At 62.1% G+C, this 20,224-nt stretch carries 17 protein-coding genes; 11 read left to right on the forward strand and 6 right to left on the reverse strand.

Annotated features, from left to right (window positions below; all coding sequences use genetic code 11):
* Positions 1 to 447 precede the first annotated feature (447 nt).
* From FJ490_RS21630 to FJ490_RS21640, 3 genes are all read right to left on the reverse strand, one after another.
* Complete coding sequence (locus tag FJ490_RS21630; protein ID WP_140497440.1) at positions 448 to 684, reverse strand: hypothetical protein; 237 nt, start codon at positions 682 to 684, stop codon at positions 448 to 450.
* A gap of 139 nt (positions 685 to 823) precedes the next feature.
* Entirely contained in the window at positions 824 to 1,426 is a 603-nt protein-coding gene (locus FJ490_RS21635; RefSeq protein WP_140729456.1) for a diguanylate cyclase, read from the reverse strand.
* A gap of 34 nt (positions 1,427 to 1,460) precedes the next feature.
* The gene (locus FJ490_RS21640; protein ID WP_246675619.1) at positions 1,461 to 1,715 is read right to left on the reverse strand and encodes a hypothetical protein; all 255 of its coding nucleotides are present in this window, start codon (positions 1,713 to 1,715) and stop codon (positions 1,461 to 1,463) included.
* A 142-nt stretch (positions 1,716 to 1,857) separates the two neighbouring features.
* Between FJ490_RS21640 and FJ490_RS21645 the strand changes: the two genes are divergently transcribed.
* The 3 genes from FJ490_RS21645 to FJ490_RS21665 all read left to right on the forward strand — a co-directional run bounded on the left by FJ490_RS21645 (position 1,858) and on the right by FJ490_RS21665 (position 7,041).
* Complete coding sequence (locus FJ490_RS21645; protein ID WP_140729455.1) at positions 1,858 to 4,191, forward strand: FdhF/YdeP family oxidoreductase; 2,334 nt, start codon at positions 1,858 to 1,860, stop codon at positions 4,189 to 4,191.
* 805 nt (positions 4,192 to 4,996) lie between these two features.
* Positions 4,997 to 5,782, forward strand: coding sequence for an SDR family NAD(P)-dependent oxidoreductase (locus FJ490_RS21660; protein WP_140729454.1), 786 nt, complete (start codon positions 4,997 to 4,999; stop codon positions 5,780 to 5,782).
* Between the two features lie 80 nt (positions 5,783 to 5,862).
* A complete protein-coding gene (locus FJ490_RS21665) occupies positions 5,863 to 7,041 on the forward strand; it encodes a zinc-dependent alcohol dehydrogenase (RefSeq protein ID WP_140729453.1) in 1,179 nt (392 codons plus the stop codon).
* Between the two features lie 404 nt (positions 7,042 to 7,445).
* On the opposite strand, the gene FJ490_RS21670 is transcribed toward FJ490_RS21665, so the two are convergent.
* Together FJ490_RS21670 and FJ490_RS21675 are read right to left on the reverse strand one after the other, a co-directional pair.
* Positions 7,446 to 7,817: a response regulator gene (locus tag FJ490_RS21670; protein ID WP_140515210.1), complete on the reverse strand. Its 372-nt coding sequence runs from the start codon at positions 7,815 to 7,817 to the stop codon at positions 7,446 to 7,448.
* Positions 7,814 to 10,921, reverse strand: a complete 3,108-nt coding sequence (locus FJ490_RS21675; protein ID WP_140561674.1) for a CheR family methyltransferase — start codon at positions 10,919 to 10,921, stop codon at positions 7,814 to 7,816. The genes FJ490_RS21670 and FJ490_RS21675 overlap by 4 nt, the downstream gene beginning before the upstream one ends.
* 288 nt (positions 10,922 to 11,209) lie before the next feature.
* On the opposite strand from FJ490_RS21675, the gene FJ490_RS21680 reads away from it, so the two are divergent.
* Positions 11,210 to 11,806, forward strand: a complete 597-nt coding sequence (locus FJ490_RS21680; protein ID WP_140497422.1) for a response regulator — start codon at positions 11,210 to 11,212, stop codon at positions 11,804 to 11,806.
* A gap of 40 nt (positions 11,807 to 11,846) precedes the next feature.
* Here FJ490_RS21680 and FJ490_RS21685 read toward each other — a convergent pair whose 3' ends face one another.
* Positions 11,847 to 12,119 (reverse strand): hypothetical protein, encoded by a 273-nt coding sequence (locus FJ490_RS21685; RefSeq protein ID WP_140497420.1) that lies wholly within the window; start codon positions 12,117 to 12,119, stop codon positions 11,847 to 11,849.
* A gap of 216 nt (positions 12,120 to 12,335) precedes the next feature.
* On the opposite strand from FJ490_RS21685, the gene FJ490_RS21690 reads away from it, so the two are divergent.
* From FJ490_RS21690 to FJ490_RS21720, 7 genes are read left to right on the forward strand one after another with little or no spacing between them, the layout of a single operon-like run.
* On the forward strand, positions 12,336 to 13,442 hold the full coding sequence (locus FJ490_RS21690; RefSeq protein WP_140561676.1) for an SDR family NAD(P)-dependent oxidoreductase: 1,107 nt from the start codon (positions 12,336 to 12,338) through the stop codon (positions 13,440 to 13,442).
* Complete coding sequence (locus FJ490_RS21695; protein ID WP_140561678.1) at positions 13,439 to 14,518, forward strand: NAD-dependent epimerase/dehydratase family protein; 1,080 nt, start codon at positions 13,439 to 13,441, stop codon at positions 14,516 to 14,518. Before FJ490_RS21690 ends, FJ490_RS21695 begins: the two co-directional genes overlap by 4 nt.
* Positions 14,515 to 15,807, forward strand: a complete 1,293-nt coding sequence (locus FJ490_RS21700) for a TIGR04295 family B12-binding domain-containing radical SAM protein (RefSeq protein WP_140497414.1) — start codon at positions 14,515 to 14,517, stop codon at positions 15,805 to 15,807. The genes FJ490_RS21695 and FJ490_RS21700 overlap by 4 nt, the downstream gene beginning before the upstream one ends.
* On the forward strand, positions 15,792 to 16,892 hold the full coding sequence (locus FJ490_RS21705) for a glycosyltransferase family 4 protein (RefSeq protein WP_140729452.1): 1,101 nt from the start codon (positions 15,792 to 15,794) through the stop codon (positions 16,890 to 16,892). The genes FJ490_RS21700 and FJ490_RS21705 overlap by 16 nt, the downstream gene beginning before the upstream one ends.
* A gap of 2 nt (positions 16,893 to 16,894) precedes the next feature.
* Positions 16,895 to 18,025 (forward strand): glycosyltransferase, encoded by a 1,131-nt coding sequence (locus FJ490_RS21710; RefSeq protein ID WP_140555677.1) that lies wholly within the window; start codon positions 16,895 to 16,897, stop codon positions 18,023 to 18,025.
* A complete protein-coding gene (locus tag FJ490_RS21715; protein WP_140729451.1) occupies positions 18,022 to 19,113 on the forward strand; it encodes a glycosyltransferase in 1,092 nt (363 codons plus the stop codon). The genes FJ490_RS21710 and FJ490_RS21715 overlap by 4 nt, the downstream gene beginning before the upstream one ends.
* Positions 19,113 to 20,216 (forward strand): glycosyltransferase, encoded by a 1,104-nt coding sequence (locus FJ490_RS21720; protein ID WP_140497406.1) that lies wholly within the window; start codon positions 19,113 to 19,115, stop codon positions 20,214 to 20,216. Before FJ490_RS21715 ends, FJ490_RS21720 begins: the two co-directional genes overlap by 1 nt.
* Positions 20,217 to 20,224 lie beyond the last annotated feature (8 nt).

Here is a 20,224-nt window from a genome sequence, read left to right on the forward strand (position 1 = left end):
TGCGGCCAAGGCGACGACCGCTAAGAATTAGATCCGGCGTTGGACCCGCCACACGAATGACCTCCCCCACCAACGAAAACCATGTTCGGCGTAAGTTTTGATCTAGCGCGCCCGCCCTCCCCGTCAACCACGATCGAGCCCAGCACGGAGTGCAAGCCTGTCGGCCGCGGCAGGTGCCAAGCGGCAGCGACGGGGACCAGCTCGAGCGGAACAAAGGATCGGCAATCGGATTAACGAGGAGGCGGGCGGTTCGACTTCCATCCTGATCGCCGCGCCGCCCGAACGATCGACTGGCAGGGAAGGACCCCTCGATGCCCCGTCTCATTGCCTGGATAGCCATCGTGGTGATTGTGCTTGTCGCGGCTTGGATATGGTTCGGGCGCGATACATCGGGCAGCGGGGGCGGCAGCCAGCCGGCGCCTCACGCGATAGACCAGAACGGGTAGTTCAGTCTGGATGATCCTGCTCGGCGGCGCTCCGGGTGCGCTCGGCTTTGTACTCGTGGATCAGGCCCAGAATCTGAGCCTTGACCGTCTCGCGCGCCTCAGGTTGGACGAAAGGCATCAGCCGTTCGACAATTTCGCCGACCGTCTGCGGGAGATCCGCGGCGGAATCGGTGAGTTGGCTGCCATGTTCGTAGACATTGTCCGTCAGTTTCTTGTCGAGGTCGGATAGAAATCCCATCATCGCACTCCCCATCGCTGCCATGCCCGCTCGCTCAATGGCCAGCCCGGCAGAAATGTTCCGCACAAGGATGCTGGCATTGCGGACCGGCGGGATATCCGACGCCGGCGGCTGGAGGGGTGCTGCCGCGCGATCCGTGTCAACGCCATGTCGTCTGGCCCGGATCTCCTCGCCTGGCCTTCGACGGGATCAGTTTCCCGGCATTGGCCCGCAATCCCCTGACGAGCTCTTCCAGATAGGGAAGCAGTTCGAAAAGCAGGATCACGGCCATCACGCAGGCAATGTAGGTCACCGGCAGTTGCTGCGATTTCCAGACAAGTTCGAAGCGCGCGGTTTCCGTCCCTGCCCCGAACAAGGCGAGGAACTGTCCCCAGTGGAGGGAAATGACGCTGACCAGCCCCATCAGCGGGATCATCTCCAGGAAGCTGTGAACGTGCTGCTCGATCGGCGTGACGGTGCGGGCGGTGGTGGCGTAGCTGACGTCCCACATCGCTGTCGCCTCGTGGACGAAGAAGGTGACGATCATGACGAGAATGATGAGAGCATTCACGTCAAGAAACATGGCGGCCAGCAAAGGTATTCCGACCTCGGCGAACATCAGAAGGTGGATCAACGACTCCTTGGCGCCTGTCGTCGATTCGATGTGAGAGGCGCGACGGCAGATCCAGTCGGCAAATCCGGCGGCCAACCAGACCGGCAGCAGGAAATACATCAAGATCAGCACGGTAGGATCTGACAGCATGACATCCTTTCGCGCGGGATCCCGTTCGAGGTCGCTACTGCTGCCCCGGCATTTCGGTGTTTTCCTGGGGATTTTTCCGGACACCCGCGGCTGGCGAAGTATCCGTCGGCGCGTTACCGCCCCGGTTCTGTTCAGGCGCCCGCTTCAGTGGCGAGGTATGCCAGCCCATGTCGGCATAGAGAAATCCTATGAGGAAGCCGATGATGATGATGGCGGCTATCACGAGCGAAAGCACTGCATTGCGTCGCACCATTGCCAGGCTCCCTTCCCAAGCCGAACAGCCGATCACGAAAATAGTTCCACAACCAGCCGCGATCGCTCCTCGGTCGCGTCGGCTTCGACACGCAAGATTCGACGCCAACCCTGCACGGAGCCGCGGGAACAATCGGTGACGGGCGAGGTTCGGTATTGGTTCTTCAAGGACGATCTCGATGAAACCTGCCGTAACCGACCGTATCGAAACAAAAAAATACAACCATCCCACGGGCGGATGGGGATCCCTGAGGTCATTGGTCCGCAAGGCATACGGCGAAGGCCTGCTGATGTCGGGCATATGGAGCACGCTGCTCAAGCAGAACAAGGCCGATGGCTACATGTGCGTTTCCTGTTCATGGGCCAAGCCGGCCGATCCGCGGCCCTTCGAGTTCTGCGAAAATGGCGCGAAGGCGACCATGTGGGATCAGACGAAGCTGCGTTGCGGCCCCGATTTCTTCGCACGACATACGGTCACCGAACTGCTCGACTGGCCGGATCGTGACCTCGAAAAACAGGGCAGGCTTACGGATCCCCTGCGCTACAATGCCGTAACCGACCGCTATGAACCGGTTTCCTGGGATGACGCGTTCCTCGAGATCGGGATGGAGCTTCGGCGGCTCGATCCGAAATCGGTCGTCTTCTACACATCCGGCCGGGCCTCGTTGGAGGCTTCGTTCATGTATCAGCTCTTTGCGCGTATCTATGGCTCATCGAACCTGCCCGATTCTTCCAACATGTGCCACGAATCGACCTCGGTCGGGCTGCCCGAATCGATCGGCTCGCCGGTTGGAACCGTGCAGCTCGAGGACTTCTCCCAGTGCGACATGATGTTCTTTTTTGGCCACAACACCGGGGTGACGGCGCCGCGGCTGCTGCATCCGCTGCAAGAGGCTCGTCAACGCGGGGTGCCGGTGTTCACCTTCAATCCCTTGCCGGAAAGGGGGCTGAAGCGCTTCAAGAATCCGCAAGATCCCCTTGAGATGCTGTCGCCGGGGCCCGGCACGAAGATGTCCAGCGACTTCTTCCAGGTCCGCAGCGGCGGCGACATCGCCGCCATGACCGGCATCGCCAAGGCGGTACTGGCGCTCGACGACGCGGCACGGGAACACGGGAATCCGCGCGTCCTCGACGTCGATTTCATTGCCGAGCACACGGATGGTTTTGCCGAATTCGAGGCTTACTTGCGGGCAGCCAGGTGGGACGAAGTCGTCAGGCGCTCGGGAATTGCGCAGGCGGATCTCGAACATGTCGCCGAGGTCTACAGCCGCTCCAATGCGGTGATCGGCAATTACGGCATGGGTTTGACACAGCACCGGCACGGTACCGAGAACGTCCAGATGCTATGCAACCTGCTGCTCATGCGCGGCAACATGGGAAAGCCCGGCGCCGGCATTTCACCGCTGCGTGGCCATTCCAATGTCCAGGGCCAGCGCACTGTCGGCATATCCGAAAAGCCCGAGCTCGTCCCGCTCGACAAGTTCGCCCGGTTCTATGATTTCGAGCCGCCACGCGAGAAGGGTCTCGACACGGTCGAGGCCTGCGAGGGCGTCATCGCCGGCTCGGTGAAAGGCTTCATCGGACTCGGCGGCAATTTCGTTCGCGCCGTTCCCGAAACCGGCCTGATCGAGAAAGCATGGCGTCGGCTTGGGCTGCATGTCGAAGTCGCCACCAAGCTCAACCGCAGCCATCTGCTGCCAGGGGCGGTGACCTATCTGCTGCCCTGCCTGTCGCGGCTGGAAAGGGACCATCAGGCGAGCGGCGACCAGACCGTTTCGATGGAGGACTCCACCGCCTGTATCCACGGCTCCTTCGGTTCGCGTCCGCCGGCTTCACCGCATCTGCTTTCCGAACCGAAGATCGTGGCGGAACTGGCCAAGGCCACCGTATCGGGGGTGAGTTCGATCCCGTGGGATAAATGGGTCGCCGATTATTCCCTTATCCGCGATGAGATCGAGCGTTGTTACCCGCAGCATTTTCGTGAGTTCAACAAGCGGTTCCTGACGCCGGGAGGCTTTCACCGCGATATCAAGGCCTCGAAACGGGTCTGGGAGACGCCGAACAAGAAAGCCAATTTCAAGCTGCCGACGACGCTTGAAACAGACCCGGACATCGATGTTTCGGGTCACAATGTGCTGACGCTGATAACGGTGCGCTCCAATGACCAGTTCAATACCACCGTCTATGGGTACAATGACAGACTGCGCGGCATACACGGCACACGCATGGTCCTGTTGATGAACGAGGCCGACATTCAGCGGTTCGGATTGAGCGCCGGGCAGGAAATCGATCTGGAAACCCATGCCGATGATGGCGTGGAGCGGCGGGTTCGAGGTTTGCGCATCACCCCTTACTCCGTGCCCGAAGGCAACTGCGCCGGTTATTATCCGGAACTCAATCCCCTGGTTCCTCTGTGGCACCGGGCCAAGAAGGCTCACGTCCCCGCCGTCAAATCGGTACCCGTCAGAATTGTTGCCAGGGAACCCAGAACGAGAAGCTCGGCGCGCCACTAAAGCAATCCAGGAAAAGTGTGTACGGCTTTCCGGGGAAAAGCGCGGTGCGCTTTCCCTTAGGAATTGCGCAAAAACAACAACACAGAGTGGTTAGCCGTTTCCGCAGACGATGAACTGCTCTATGGCGGTCCCAGCCTGTGGGCCAGGCCGGTAGCTAGCCGCCAGCCGGCTTAGGGGATGCCGGCTGGGCCGGTTGGGTGCCTTGCTGATCTCCGCCGGTGGTGGTTTGTGGGGTGGGGTTCGTGTCGGTTGTGGGGTTTTTGTCGACCGGCTGACTGTTCGTATCCGCTTTGGATTTGTCGGGATCGGGATTGTTGCACCCGGCCAGACAGACCAGTGCCAGCATCAGCAACACGGCTCTCATATCGATACTCCTTCGGTGGGAGATGGCGAAGCAGCCTGCCAAGCTTCCATCCGGTCGAATCGCACCGAAAGCCCCTGCCTGGCCGCGCTTTTGGCCAACATGCGATCCAGTTCGGCATCTTCGATGGGGCTGCGCATCACCTCACGAATGGCCCTGCAAGCCAGCTCCGTCGACACGAAATCATATCGCCTGCTCCTGGTCAGCACATATTGCTCGACAAGCATTTTCACACGCCGGAGCGCGATCTTATCAGCATGTTGCATCATGTTCCTCCTGCATGCGCCGAACTGCGGTACCAACCCGTTGTTCCCGCCCGAATTCCGAAAATCCATCGCCCGGCCAAGAGCAGAAGTCAGACTCCCGGCGGGCGCCGACCGGACGATACCGATCCACGGAACAATCATCTCCTCTGCTGGTTCGGCCGGCACGACGGAGGAAATCATGACGGATGCAAAACTCGCAGTGGTCACCGGCGCCTCGAGCGGCATAGGCAAGGAACTTGCGAAACTCTGCGCGAAGGACGGCTACGATCTCGTCGTTGCGGCTGATGAACCGGCAATCCAGCAGGCCGCCGAGGCACTCGGCTCACATAATATCGCAGTCGAAGCCGTCGAGGCCGATCTCGCGACCGTCGAAGGCGTGGATCGGCTGATCTCCCGAATCGGCGAGCGTGACATCGACCTGCTGTTTCTCAACGCTGGACGCGGGCTCGGCAATGGCTTCGTCGACCAGGACTGGGGGAAGATCCGGCGCATCATAGACACCAATATCACCGGAACGGTGTGTCTCGCGCATGAACTCGGCGCCAAGATGGCTCGCCGCGGGCGCGGGCGCATTCTTTTCACCGGGTCGATCGCCGGTTTCATGCCCGGGACTTTCCAGGCCGTCTACAACGGCACCAAGGCATTCATCGATTCCTTCGCGATCGCCTTGCGTCACGAATTGCAGGACACCGGCGTCACGGTGACCGTGTTGATGCCCGGCGCCACGCAGACACGCTTCTTCGAACGCGCCGAGATGATGGACACCAAGGTCGGCACCGACGAGAAGGACAATCCGGCCGACGTTGCCAAGGCCGGCTACGAAGCGATGATGACTGGCGAAGAACAGGTGGTCAGCGGCTGGAAGAACAAGCTTCAGGTCGCCGCTGCGCATGTCACGCCAGCGGGTACGCTGGCCGAACAGCACCGCGAGATGGCTGCGCCGGGCTCGGCGTCCCAGGACTGACCGGCGGCATCTTCGGCGCCACGCACGAGAAACGCGCGTCTCACCAATGAAACGCACCCTCGAAACTCAGGAGCAACATCGTGAAAGCCCTTACATGGCACGGCAAAGGCGACATACGCTGCGACCAAGTGGCCGATCCCGTCATCGAGGATGACCGCGACGTGATCATCAAGGTTACCTGCTGCGCCATATGCGGCTCCGACCTCCACCTGATGAACGGTTACATGCCGAAGATGAAATCGGGCGACGTGCTTGGCCACGAGACGATGGGCGAAGTGGTGGAGGTTGGTCAGGGCCATTCGAAATTCAAGAAGGGTGACCGGGTGGTGGTGCCGTTCAACATTTCCTGCGGCGAGTGCTGGTTTTGCCAGAACGGGCTGTTTTCGCTTTGCGACCGCTCGAATCCCAACGCAAAACAGGCCGCCGAAGCGATGGGTCAATCGCCGGCCGGCCTTTTCGGATATTCGCATCTTGTCGGCGGCTATTGGGGCGGACAAGCGGAATATCTGCGGGTTCCGTTCGCCGATGTCGGTCCGATCAAGGTGCCGGAGGGAATGGAAGATGAACAGGTGCTGTTTCTCTCCGACATCTTCCCGACCGGCTACATGGCGGCAGAGAACGCCGGCATCGAGCCGGGCGATACGGTCGCGATATGGGGTTGCGGCCCGGTTGGCCAATTCGCCATCCAGAGCGCGTGGATGCTCGGCGCCGGCCGCGTCATCGCCATCGACAAGGTGCCGGAGCGGCTGGCCATGGCGCGTGAACACGGCAAAGCAGAGACGCTCGACTTCAGCAATTCCAATATCTACGACGCACTGATGGCGATGACCGACGGCCGCGGCCCGGATCGCTGCATCGACTGCGTCGGCACTGAATCCGACCCCGGCGCCAGCGCCGACGCCATGCTCGACAAGGTGAAGGCCGCCGTCTATCTCGGCACCGATCGGCCGCATGTGCTGCGAGAGGCGATCTATTGCTGCCGCAAGGGCGGCACCATCTCGGTTCCCGGCGTCTATATCGGCCTGGTCGATCACATCCCGTTCGGCGCCGCGATGAACAAGGGGCTGACCTTCCGAATGGGCCAAACCCATACCCAGCGCTATCTCGAACCACTTCTGGCCAAGGTCCAGAATGGCGAGATCGACCCGTCTTTCGTCATCACCCACAGAGCCGAGCTCGAAGCCGGGCCGGACCTCTACAAGACCTTCCGAGACAAGCAGGATGGTTGCATCAAGGTGGTTATGCGGCCGCATGGCTGAGATGTCGCAATTCCAGAGGCAAGAGCTGTCTCATTCCCGGCATCCGTTGGACGCCCGCCCGATCGGCATTGGCAGTTCGGAACTTTCTGTTGTGTCGGCGATTGACCCGCTGAGTTCGGTTCGGAAGAAGGGTGCCGCCATGGCCAACGAGAATTCTCGCTCGAAACCCGTTATTCGGTCTCCGAACACCGATGGTTTGCCACACCCGAGGCGAGACGCCGGTGATACGGACGCAGGGGCGAAATCGCCGACGCCGAAGACTGCCGGAGGATCTCACCCTTCAGCCCCTCCCCTGGACAATCCCACAGCCAATCGAAATGCCGGTCGTCCCCGGCAGCCCAGCACGACTCCGCGACCGACGGACAAGCCCTTGGACTGATCCTGTGGCGCCCTTCGAGTGCCCGTCAACGCGAAACGTCGCGCAGCGACCCCAGGTCGGCCAGCGCAGCCAGGATAGCTGCTTCAGTCGCCGGCTTGGGCACGAATTTGCAGTCGCGAAAGGATGCCGGTAGGTCGCGCGCGCCAAATCCCGTCATGAGGGCGAAGGGAACACCCTGCGCCTGCAATGTCTCCGCGAGGGGCAGGCTCGTTTCACCGTTCAACTGAATGTCCAGCAACGCCATGTCGATCTTGTCCGAGCCGACGAGACGAAGCGCCGCGGCTACCGAAGGCGCGGGACCGACCACCTGGTAACCGGCGCTACGCAGGACTAACGCGGTGTCTTCCGCGATTAGCCATTCATCCTCGACAACCAGGACGCGCGGTCCGTCGTTCACGACCCCTCCTTCCGGTTAACGGGAAATGCGATCTGAACGTTGAGGCCTTCCTTGCGAAAAACGGTTTCGACATGGCCGCCAAGCCTGTAGCCGATCTCTCCCTGCAGCAGCGTGAGGCCGAAGCCGCTGCCGACGGGTTCATTGACAGGGGGACCGTCCTTCTCGCGCCAGGTAAGCGTGAACATGTCGTCAGCGATCGACCACATCACCACCACCTTGCCACGAGGTTTGGAAAGAGCGCCATATTTGGCCGCGTTGGTGGCCAGTTCGTGGACGGCCATGCTAAGGGAAAGACCCTGTTGCGGTCCAAGTTCTATCTCCTGGCCGTTCAGTTCGAACCGTTCAATGCCAAACGGCTCGAGCTCCTGGTGAAGCAGCTCGCTGACCGAAGCTTCCTTCCAGCTTTTCCGGCTCAACAATCCATAGGCCCGCGACATCGCATGCAAGCGTCCGATCAAGGCTTCCGCGAATTCATCCTTCGACACGGATTTCTCCCGCGTGCGGCTCGCAATGCTGACGATCACCGCCAACATGTTCTTGACCCGGTGGTTGAGCTCAGAGATGAGAACCTGCTGATGTTCTTCCGCCTGAGCCAGAGTGGTGACGTCGACCAGTGTCACGACCACACCCTGAACGCGGTTGCTCTTGTCCCGATAGGGATTGATATGGACCATGTGAAACCGCCCGGCGCTGTCGCGCGCAAGGTGGTGGTTCAGGGTCTCGCCTGTCTCGAACACCTCGGCGATATGCTGCTTCAACTCGGGATACTCCAACTGGCTCGACAGGTCCGTCAGCGGCCGGCCGACGTCGGAGGGTCGCAGACTGAAGAACGACGAAGCCGCGGGCGTGAAGGTCCGCACCACTAGATTGCGATCGAGGAAAATGGTCGCGATCTCCGTGCTTTCGAACAGGTTGCGCAGATCGCTGTTGGCGTGATCGAGTTCCTCGATCTTGTTCGTCAACTCGGCATTGATAGTGTTCAGTTCCTCATTGAGCGACTGCATTTCCTCCTTCGAGGCCTCAAGTTCCTCATTGGTCGACTGGGCCTCCTCGTTGACAGAGACGAGTTCCTCGTTGGACGATTTCACCTCTTCCAGTGCGGTCTCATATTCCTCGATCGTCGATTGCAGGCGCTCCCTCGCATCGCGCAGTTCTCGCTCCAGATCGGCGGTGCTGTCGGTGTCATGGCTGCCGCCTTCGTCTGTGCGGATCTGCGTAGGTCCCGACGGTTCGAACAGGACGAGATAGAGCGGCTCGCCATTGTCGCGTTCCGCCAGCGGCTCAATGGTGAGCTTGATCGGCTGGATCCGCTCATCATCCTCCTCGACCGTGAGATTTTCCCGTATGACGGTCCGGCGCGTCGACGTCGCTTCCCGCAGCGCGGCGCGCAGGTCGAGTCGCAGCCCACGGCGCGCCATTGTCAACAGTTGCCGGCTGGGAATGCCTTGCGGCGCTTCGAGATATTTGCCGGTGCGAGCTGAGTAGTAGACGACATCGCCCTCGGCGTTGACCAGCACATGCGGGGGGGCGAAGCGCTCCAGCACCTGCGCCTCGACCGCCTGGCGTAGGGGATAACCGGCGGCTCCCTTCCTCAAGCCAGTGCTCTCGGACGGGAATGCGCCTGAACGGCCATCGCCGATCAGGGCCGGCAGCCTGACATGCGGCGAGGCATGCTCCCGCGCCTGGAAGATGCGATGTTTCTTGTCGACGGTAGCGAACAGATCGTCGTTCTGTCCGACGCTCTCCGAGGTGCCGAGGAAAAGATAACCGCCGGGCTTCAGGGCGTAATGGAAAATAGGAATGACCCGGTTCTGAATGGCGGGGCCGAAATAGATCAGCAGGTTACGGCACGACACCAGGTCCATGCGTGAGAAAGGCGGGTCGCGAACGACGCTGTGCGGCGAAAAGATGCACAGCTCCCGTATCTCGTTGCTGATGACATAGGTGTCCCCGTCGCCATTGAAAAACCGCTGGCGGCGTTCGGGGGAAAGTCCCTGCAGCAGGGCTTCAGGATAGCGCCCTGCCCGCGCCACCGCCAGCGCCGGTTCGTCGATATCGGTCGCGAATATCTGGATTCGCGGAACGACCGGGAGCTTTTCCACATGTTCGCGCAGCAGGATGCCGATGGAGAACACCTCTTCGCCTGTGGCGCAGCCGGGAATCCACACCCTGATGATGTCGTTGGCGGTCTTGCCTTCGAAGAGTTGCGGTACGATCTTTCGCTCGAGCAGTTCGAAGGCCTCGGGATCGCGAAAGAAGTTGGTGACGTTGATCAGCAGGTCGCGAAAAAGGTTCATCACCTCGCGAGGGTCCTTCTGCAGCCATTCCACGTATGCGCCAATGGATTGCATCTGCGCGATCTGCATGCGCCGCTTGATGCGTCGCAGGAACGTCTTGGTCTTGTAGCCCGAGAAATCATGGCCTGAGTGGCTGCGCAGGATGCCGTAGATCTGGGACAGGACCTTTTCCATACCCGCCGTGCGGACGCTATCCTCCTCCGCCAACCCATTCAACGCGTCGAAGCCGCGCGTGAAGGCTTCCAGTTTCGTGCCGATCTCCTCGGCGGGCGCGGCTATATCGATAAGTCCGCTGGTGATGGCGCTCTGCGGCATATCGGGGTTGCGCGGGCCGTAGCCGTCGGAGATCTGCGCAACGGTGAGCCCGCCATGCTCCTTGATCGCCTTGGCGCCCAAGGTTCCATCGGAATCTCCGCCCGACAGGATGACGCCGACGGCATGTTCGCCCTGGTCTTCGGCCAGTGCGCTGAAGAAGATGTCTATGGGTTTGCGCTCCTGGCTGAACCCATTGGGCCGGCGCAGGCGCAGCATTCCCTTGTCGATGGTCATGGTCACGTTCTGCGGCATGACATAGACGTGGTTCGGTTGAACGACCATGCCGTCCGCCGCGATTTCGACCGCCATTTCGGTGTAGCGGCCGACGACCTCGTGCAACAGGCTCTCTCGCTTAGGGCTGAGATGAGTAATGACGACGAACGCCATGCCGGGCTGATCGGTCATCCCCTTGAACAGCCCTTCCATCGCCGGAATCCCGCCGGCGGACGCGCCGACGCCCACGATGGGAAATCTTTTCGCCTGGGCTGTCACTGGAAGTTCCCCTTTCGGCACCTGTGTGCGAAATCACTTATGAAGCAGGCTGGACAGCAGGTAAGCATAGGCGCGGCGGAGATACGGAACAAGTCGCGACGGATGGCGTTGAATTTGGAGTTCACGTGTTCAATGACCAAACGTCCATTCTGAAACAAAGCTCCCGACGCACATGGAGTCAACGGCGTGGAATTGCTCGACGATTTCGGCCGGGCTCGTGCCGAAACGCCGGCAGGCTCGGCCAGGGAGACTGTTTCCACGAGATACCGGTCGAGAAAGGATGACGAGGTGCGCGATCTGCAAGGGGTGCATCTTCTGATCGTCGAAGACGAATGGATGGTAGCCGGAGATCTCGCCCGCTATTTCAGCAATATGGGTGCGATCATCCTGGGACCGGCAGCGACGGTCGAACAAGCATCATTGCACACTGAATCGGCCGAGGCTGCCATCCTCGACGTCAACCTCAACGGGCGACGTGTCTTTCCGATCGCGGACGAACTGATGCGCCGCGGCGTCCCGTTCGTGTTTTTCAGCGGTGACAGCGATATCGCCATTCCCGAACATCTCCGGCATGCCAGCAACCTGCGAAAATCCTCGGGCAGCGGGGCTGTATTCAACGCCCTTTTCCCGCCGCAAGGCCCGGCTGAGGCGAGCGGCTTTGTGCCAAGTTCGCCGGATGACGTGTTTTCGCTCCTGCCCAAGCTCAGGCTTGCGGCACGTCTGTTGCTGGGGGATGTGGAAGCCTCCGACCGGCTTGTCGAAAGGACGCTCGAGCGAGCGATCCGTGACATCGACCAAAGGCGGATCGGCCAGTCCACCGAAGACTGGCTTAACGCCATCATGCGCGATTTGGCAAAGTCCGGCGGCGCAAGGCTTCTGAACTGAGCCGAACCAGGTTTCCGATTGATCGCCAGCCGGCCCTCGGTCAGCCCTTTTGGTCACGCTCGACGAACTTGTTGAAACGGCTGGTTTGCCCGCCGCCGGTGTTGGCCTGGTAAAGAAAAGCCAGACGGTTCTCATCGAATATCCGAAAGAACTCGTCCCATTCGACTGGTTCGAATGCCTCCTCGGGCTCGCCGAAATCGATCCGCAGGATGCCGCCCTCGCCCTTGGTTCGCACCACTGCCGGCCGGCCGTTCCGCTCCTCGGCCCATTTGCGAATCTCCTCGTGATTGGTGGTCGTCTGCGATTGCGACATCGAAATCTCCTTTGGGCCTGCTCTCTCGCCGCGCATGCACCGCGGCAACTGTTGAGCGTCCTAACAGCACACGGCAGGCAATGTTCCAGCACCCGTCGCGTGGTGCGATGCGCCTGCTGTCGAATGAAACCGCCAGGAGAACTTTGTTGATGCGCAGGGAACAAAGCTTTTGCCGAGAAGTTGGGGGCGCCGAGGTCACCAGTCCGAGGAGTTGTCGTGAAACGTATACTGGTCACAGGGGGCTGTGGTTTCATTGGTCGCCACGTCGCACAAGAATTCGCCGATCACGGTTATTCGGTTTGTATCCTAGATGCATTGCTGGATCAGGTGCATGCAGGCGAAGCGGTTAACCTTCCCGCTGGAGCCGAACTGATCAAGGGCGACGTGCGCGATCGCGAAGCCGTCACCAAGGCGCTGAACGGCGTCGACGGGGTGATTCACCTGGCTGCGGAAGTCGGCGTCGGCCAATCCATGTACGAGATCGCCCGCTATGTCGGCGCCAACGATCTCGGCACTGCAACACTGCTCGAGGTGTTGATCAAGCACCCGGTCGAGCGGATCGTCGTCGCGTCCTCGATGAGCGTCTACGGCGAAGGTCTGTACGCCACGCCCGACGGCCGGCGCGTCGGCAACGCCCGGCGCAAGGCCAACGACCTCAAAGGCGGACAATGGAATCCCTTGTCTGCGGACGGTGAACCTCTCTCGCCATTGCCGACAGACGAAGAAAAGCCGATCGATCTCGCCTCCATCTATGCATTGACGAAATATGCCCAGGAACGCGCCGTGCTGATCTTCGGCGAAGCCTATGGCGTCGATGCGGTGGCGCTGCGCCTGTTCAACGTTTTCGGCGCCGGACAGGCGCTTTCAAACCCCTATACCGGCGTGCTGGCCAACTTCGCCTCGCGTCTGGCCAACGGCAAGCGGCCGATGATCTTCGAAGATGGCCAGCAGAAGCGCGATTTCGTTCATGTACGTGACGTCGCCCGCGCTTTTCGCCTGGCGCTGGAGCAACGCCAGGCAAAAGGCCACGTCATCAACATCGGAAGCGGCCGGGCTTATGCGATCCGCGATGTCGCGCGCCTGCTGGCCGAGGCCATGGGAACGCCGGACCGCTCGCCCGAGCTGCTCGGCAAAGCGCGTTCCGGTGACATTCGCAACTGCTTCGCCGACATTTCCAAGGCGCGCGAACTGCTGGGTTTCGAACCAGGGCGGCAGTTGGAGAATTCCCTCGGCGACTTCGTTTCCTGGGTGCGCAACACGATTGCCATCGATCGCGGCGCCGACATGAAACGCGAGCTCGAAGAACGCGGGCTGGTGTCATGAAGCCGGGTAGACGCAATCGTCGCGAAGCACCTGTCGCCATCGTCGGCGGCAGCGGCTTCATCGGGTCCAATCTCGCCGACAGCTTGTTGTCGGACGGCGAGCCGGTGCTGGTGATCGACAATCTCAGTCGCCCCGGTGTCGAACAGAACCTTGAATGGTTGTCGCACAAGCATGGAAGCCGCCTCACCGTGGAAACTGTCGATGTGCGCGACGCCAACGCCTTGGCTTCGGCCCTCACGGGGTCGAAAGCCATATTCCACCTGGCCGCGCAGACCGCCGTTACCACCAGCCTGGTTCGGCCGGGCGAGGATTTCGACATTAACCTTAGGGGAACTTTCAACGTCCTGGAGGCGGCGCGACAGAGCGGCGAACGCATCCCGGTGATCTTCGCCAGCACCAACAAGGTGTACGGCAGCCTCCCCGACATCGCAGTTCGCCCGGAGGGCGAGCGCTATGTGCCCTGCCACCCTGCGATCCGCACCGAGGGTATCGGCGAGGGCCGCAGCCTGGACTTTTGCACACCCTATGGCTGCTCCAAAGGCGCGGCCGACCAGTACGTGCTCGACTACGCCAAGTCCTATGGCTTGCCGACTGCGGTCCTGCGGATGAGCTGCATCTACGGTCCGCGCCAGTTCGGAACGGAGGACCAGGGCTGGGTTGCGCACTTCCTGCTTTGCGCGCTTTCGGGGCGGCCGATAACCATTTACGGCGACGGCAGGCAGGTGCGCGACATCCTGCACGTCTCCGATGCGGTTGCAGCCTACAGGGCCGTGCTCGACCGGATCGAGACGATCACGGGCCAGGCGTTCAATCTCGGCGGCGGACCGAAAAATGCGCTCAGCCTGCGCATGCTGTTGAGCGAGATCGGTACCCTGACGGATCGAGCACTGTCGATCCGTTATGAGGCAGAGCGGACGGGCGACCAGCCCTTCTTCGTCGCCGATACCAGGAAGATGCAAACCACGCTTGGCTGGACGGCGCATGTTTCGTGGCGCGAAGGCATCCGCGACCTCGCCGAATGGTTGCAGCGTCACCGGCTCGAACCCCACGCCGAAGCCGAGAGGTACGTCGCATGAAAATCGCGTTGGTCAACCCATTCTGGACCTACGACGACAGCATCTATTTCGGCTGCCGCCAACCGCATCTACCCCTGGAACTCGGCTACTCGAAAGCCTTGCTCGAACGGGCTGGCCATGAGGTTCTGATGCTGGACGGACAGCTTCAGAAGCTTGACAATTCCAGCCTTTCCGAACGGGTGGCCGAGTTCGCGCCGGCAATGACGGTCGTCACCACCGCGCCGACCTATCTGTTCTGGCGCTGCGCGCCGCCGGAATTGCGCGTGCCGGCCGATTTTCTCAACCGTCTTGCCGGGCGGGGCGGGCGCACCGTCGCGGTCGGGCCGCATGGCTCGGCGACACCGGCGCCAACGCTGCGCAAGCTCGGCGTCGACATCATCGTGCGCGGCGAATGCGAGGAGGTCGTGGCCGACCTTGCACGGCGCGATGATTGGAGTGCGGTGTCGTCAACCGCCTACTTTAGCGAAGCAAGGCTGATCTCGAACGGCGGCGTCCACGCCAGTTCGTTCATCGACCATCCGCCGCTCGAATGGCCATCGGACTGGATCGCCGCGCACGCGCACCACCATCACAGGTTCGACGACCACCAGGTGGGGTTCGGCGCGGAAGTCGAGGCGTCGCGCGGCTGCCCTTACAATTGCAGCTTCTGCGCCAAGATGGATTTCCGCGATGCCTATCGCCGCCGAAATCACGAGGCGGTCGTGACGGAAATAGACCGGCTGATCGCCCAAGGTGTCGGCTATATCTACTTCATCGACGAGATTTTCCTGCCGCAGAAAGCCTTGCTGGAGGCACTGGTCGACCGTGACGTGAAATTCGGCGTACAGACCCGCATCGACCTGTGGAAGCCCGAGTTGCTGGAATTGCTTGGCGCGGCCGGTTGCGTGTCAATCGAAGCGGGCCTCGAAAGCCTGACGGTGGAGGGCCGGGCCATGCTGGCCAAGCGCTGCCGCCTGGGCACGGAGGAACTCGCCGCGCTGCTCGTCGATGCAAGACGCCATGTTCCGTTCGTCCAGGCCAATCTGATCGGCGTGGTCGAAGATGACCCTGCCCTGGTCGACTACTGGCGAAACCACCTGATCGACAACGGCGTATGGGCCAATGAGCCGGTACCGCTCTATCCCTACCCGAGTTCGCCCAGCTATCGCGAGCTTTGGGGCGAGCCCGATGACATCGCGTGGGAGCGCGCGCATGAACACTATCTCGCCTCGTTCCAAAAATTCAGCGACATCCAGGAGAAGCGCCCGCGTCCGCTGGCGGAACTGGAGGCGACATGTTGCGGACACTGACCCCGCGTTCGCGGCGCATCTTGATGACGGTCGATGCCGTGGGCGGCGTGTGGCGGTACGCGCTTGATCTGGCGCGGGAATTCGTGGATGGCGGGGACAGCGTTTTGCTCGCCGGTCTCGGTCCGGAACCATCCACGCAACAGGCCGAAGAAGCACAGTCCTTGGCGACACTGAGCTGGCTGAACACGCCGCCGGACTGGATGACCCGCAATGCCAGCGACCTCGATGCGTTGCCGGGGGAGCTGCATGCGCCCATTCGTGACCACGCCATCGACCTTGTTCATCTCAATGCGCCGACGCAGGCAGTGGGGCTCGATGCGCCCTGCCCTGTCGTGGTGGTCTCGCATTCCTGCGTGGTCACATGGTTCCATGCCGTCAAGGGACAGGCGGTGGACAGCGCATGGGACTGGCAGAGGCAGCGCAACAGGCGCGGCTTCGACAGGGCCGACGCCGTCATCGCGCCGAGCCACAGCCACGCCGGCATGCTCGAAACCTGCTATGGACAAATCGCGCATCTTAATGTCGTCGCCAACGGCGCCCGCCCGGTAGCGAAAGCCGAAAAGCGTCAACCGCTCGTCTTCGCCGCCGCCCGCTGGTGGGATGAAGCCAAGAACGCCGCGGTGATCGACCAGGCCGCGTCGATAACGCAATGGCCCGTCTTTGCAGCCGGTTCCACGCTAGGTCCGGACGGCCAGCGCGCCGGCTTCAGCCATGCCGTCGCTCTCGGAGCGCTACCGCATGATGAGATGCGCTCCCTGATGGCACGCGCCGGAATCTTCGTGTCGCCATCGCTCTACGAGCCGTTCGGCCTGGCGACGCTGGAAGCGGCCATGTCGGCGACGCCGCTGGTTCTATCCGACATCGCCACCTACCGCGAGTTATGGGACGGGGCCGCGTTATTCTACGACGCGCGCGACCCGCACGACCTCGCCGCCTGCATCAACCGTCTCTCCGCGGATGCGCAGCACAGGCGGGAGCTCGGACGGGCAGCCCTGCGCCGGAGCCGCAGGTTTTCGCTGGCGAGGCAGGCAACGGCCATGCGCGACGTCTACGACAAAGCGGCCCTAGCGATGGCGGAGCGCTGATCATGCGCTTTCTGTTTTATACCCATTCGGTCGTTTCCGACTGGAACCACGGCAACGCACATTTCCTGCGCGGCGTCATGCGGGAGCTGGTCGCGCGCCAGCATCAGGCGATCGCGCTGGAGCCGGCGGACGGCTGGAGCCGCTCGAATCTGCTGGCCGAGAAGGGCTCCTTCGCCATCGAGCGCTTCAGGAACGATTTCCCCGAGCTGATGCCGGTGACCTACGATGCCGGCTTCGACCACGAGGCCTGGATCGCCGATGCGGACGTGGTGGTCGTCCATGAATGGACCGAGCCGGACCTCGTCGCGCGCCTTGGTCGCGCCAGGGCCAACGGCGGCAACTTTATCCTCCTGTTTCACGACACCCACCACCGCGCCGTGTCGGCGACCGAGGCGATCTCGGCGCTCCGGCTGGAGCATTACGACGGCGTCCTCGCCTTTGGCGAAGCCCTGCGCGAGAGCTACCTGCGCGCCGGGTGGGGCAAACGCGTCTTCACCTGGCACGAGGCGGCTGACGACCGCCTGTTCAGACCGCATCCTGAGATCCGCCCGACCTCCGATCTGATCTGGATTGGAAACTGGGGCGACGACGAGCGTACCGCGGAGCTCAAGGAATTTCTGATCGAGCCGGTGCACGAACTCGGCCTCGATGCCACCGTTCATGGCGTGCGCTACCCCAGGCAGGCGCTCGCCGATCTCGCAGCCGCCGGCCTGCGCCATGAAGGCTGGATCGCCAATGCCGACGTGCCGAAGGCGTTCGCAGCGCATCGTGTCACGGTGCATGTTCCGCGCCGCCCCTATCGGGAAGGCCTGCCCGGCATTCCGACCATCCGCGTGTTCGAGGCGCTCGCCTGCGGCATTCCGCTGATTTCGGCCCCGTGGTCCGACACCGAGCAACTGTTCAGGCCAGGCGTCGATTTCCTGTTCGCGGACAATGGCTCCCAGATGCGGCGACACCTCCGGGCCGTACTCGGCGACGCGGATTTCGCTGCCTCCCTGGCGGCGTCTGGTCTCGAGACCATCCGCCTGCGGCACACATGCCGGCACCGCGTGGACGAGTTGTTCGGCGTGCTCGCCGAATGCGGACCTCAACACATCACCAATCCGACCGCCGCAAAGGAAGCTGCTGAATGAAGATCGCTTTTTATGGATCGAGCCTGTTGTCGTCCTACTGGAACGGCGCCGCTACCTATTACCGTGGGTTGCTCAAGGCGCTTTCCCAACTCGGCTACGAAATCACCTTCTATGAACCTGACGTCTATGACCGCCGGAACAACCGCGACATCGAGGCGCCGGATTGGTGCGCCGTCGTCGTGTACGAGGCGACCCAGCACGCGCTGATGCAGGTGGCGGCGTGCGCCGCCGAGGCGGATATCGTCGTCAAGGCGAGCGGCGTCGGTTTCGAGGATGAGGCGCTGCTGCGCGCCGTGCTCGATCACGCGCATCCTGACGCGCTCGTCGTGTTCTGGGACGTGGATGCTCCAGCGACGCTCGGCCAATTGCGCGATGAACCGGACCATCCGCTGCATGCCGCGCTGCGGCAAATCGATCTTGTGTTGACCTATGGCGGCGGCGACCCCGTGGTCTGGGCCTATCGCGCCATGGGAGCGAAGGAATGCGTGCCGATCTACAATGCGCTCGATCCTGAAACGCATTATCCAGTCGCCAGTCAGGCGCGTTTTGCTTGCGACCTCGCTTTCCTCGGAAACCGGCTGCCGGACCGTGAGGCGCGCGTCGAGGCGTTTTTTCTCGATCCGGCCAGCCGTTTGCAGGAGCAGCGTTTTCTGCTTGGCGGATCGGGCTGGGGCGGCAAGCCGCTTCCCGCCAATGTCAGTTGGCTCGGCCACGTCGGCACCCGCGACCACAACGCCTTCAACGTCACTCCGAAGGCCGTGTTGAACATCAGCCGCGACAGCATGGCCGCAAACGGCTTTTCGCCCGCCACCCGGGTTTTCGAGGCGGCGGGCGCCGGTGCCTGCCTCATCACGGATGCGTGGCTGGGCGTCGAACTGTTCCTGAAACCCGGCGAGGAGATCCTGGTCGCGCGCGACGGCGGCGATGTCGCCGAAATCATGCGCACCTTGACCCCCAATCGGGCAAAGGCGATCGGCGCGTCCGCGCTGCGCCGCGTCCGCGGTGAACATACCTACGCCATGAGAGCGGCCGTGACCGATACGGTCTTGAGGCGGCACTTCGAGCGCGGGACCGTGGAGGCGGCGTAATGACCAAGCGGCTCAACATCGTCTTTCTCGGCCTGTCCCTCTCCTCGTCCTGGGGAAACGGCCACGCCACGACATTTCGAGGCCTGCTGAAAGGCCTGCATGAACTCGGTCACCGCGTGACCTTCCTGGAGCGCAACGTGCCGTGGTATGCCAATCACCGCGACTTGCGCGATCCCGATTTCTGCACTCTGCGCTACTACGAAACGACGCAGGAGTTGCAACAGGACTGGGCACGATGCTTGCAACAGGCCGATGTCGTGGTCGTCGGGTCCTTCGTTCCGGAGGGGCGCGCGGTCATCGACATTGCCGTGGCGCTCTGCAAAGGGGCGCTCTGCTTTTATGACATCGACACGCCGGTGACCCTGGCAAAGCTTTCGACGGATGAATGCGACTATCTTAGTCGGCGGCAGATTCCGTATTTCGATGTCTATTTCTCCTTCACCGGCGGGCCGACGCTTGGCCGACTGGCGCAGGATTTCGGTGCGCGCCGTGCCGAACCGCTCTACTGTTCGGTCGATCCGCAACGGCATCACCGAACCGCCGACCCAGTCGGCTGGGACCTCGGTTATCTCGGCACCTACAGCACCGACCGGCAGGCAACGCTCAACGCGCTGTTGCTCGAGCCCGCACGGCGCATGCCGGAGCGCCGTTTCGTCGTCGCCGGCTCGCAATATCCGTCCGACATCGTCTGGCCTGAGAATGTCGAACGAATCGAACATTTGCCGCCGGCCGACCATGCCGCATTCTATAGCCGCCAGCGCTACACGCTGAACGTCACGCGCAGATCGATGATCGCCGCCGGATGGTCGCCCAGCGTACGGCTTTTCGAGGCTGCCGCTTGCGGCACGCCGATTATCAGCGATCGCTGGCCGGGTCTCGACAGCTTCTTTCCTGCTTCGGCGATCCGCACGGCCGACAAGGCGGATGACATCGTCGATATCCTGCTCAGGGAATCCGAGCGCGCCCGGCTCGCCATGGCCGGCCGGGCGCGCGAACTCGTCCTGGCAGCACATACCGGTGCGGCCAGGGCCCGCGAATTCGTGTCGCTGCTGACACGACCGAGAGCGGCGATGATCGATCTCGATATCGGAACCGCAGCATGACTGAAAGA

This window comes from Mesorhizobium sp. B2-5-11 (genome assembly GCF_006440835.1).
Taxonomy (GTDB): Bacteria; Pseudomonadota; Alphaproteobacteria; order Rhizobiales; family Rhizobiaceae; genus Mesorhizobium.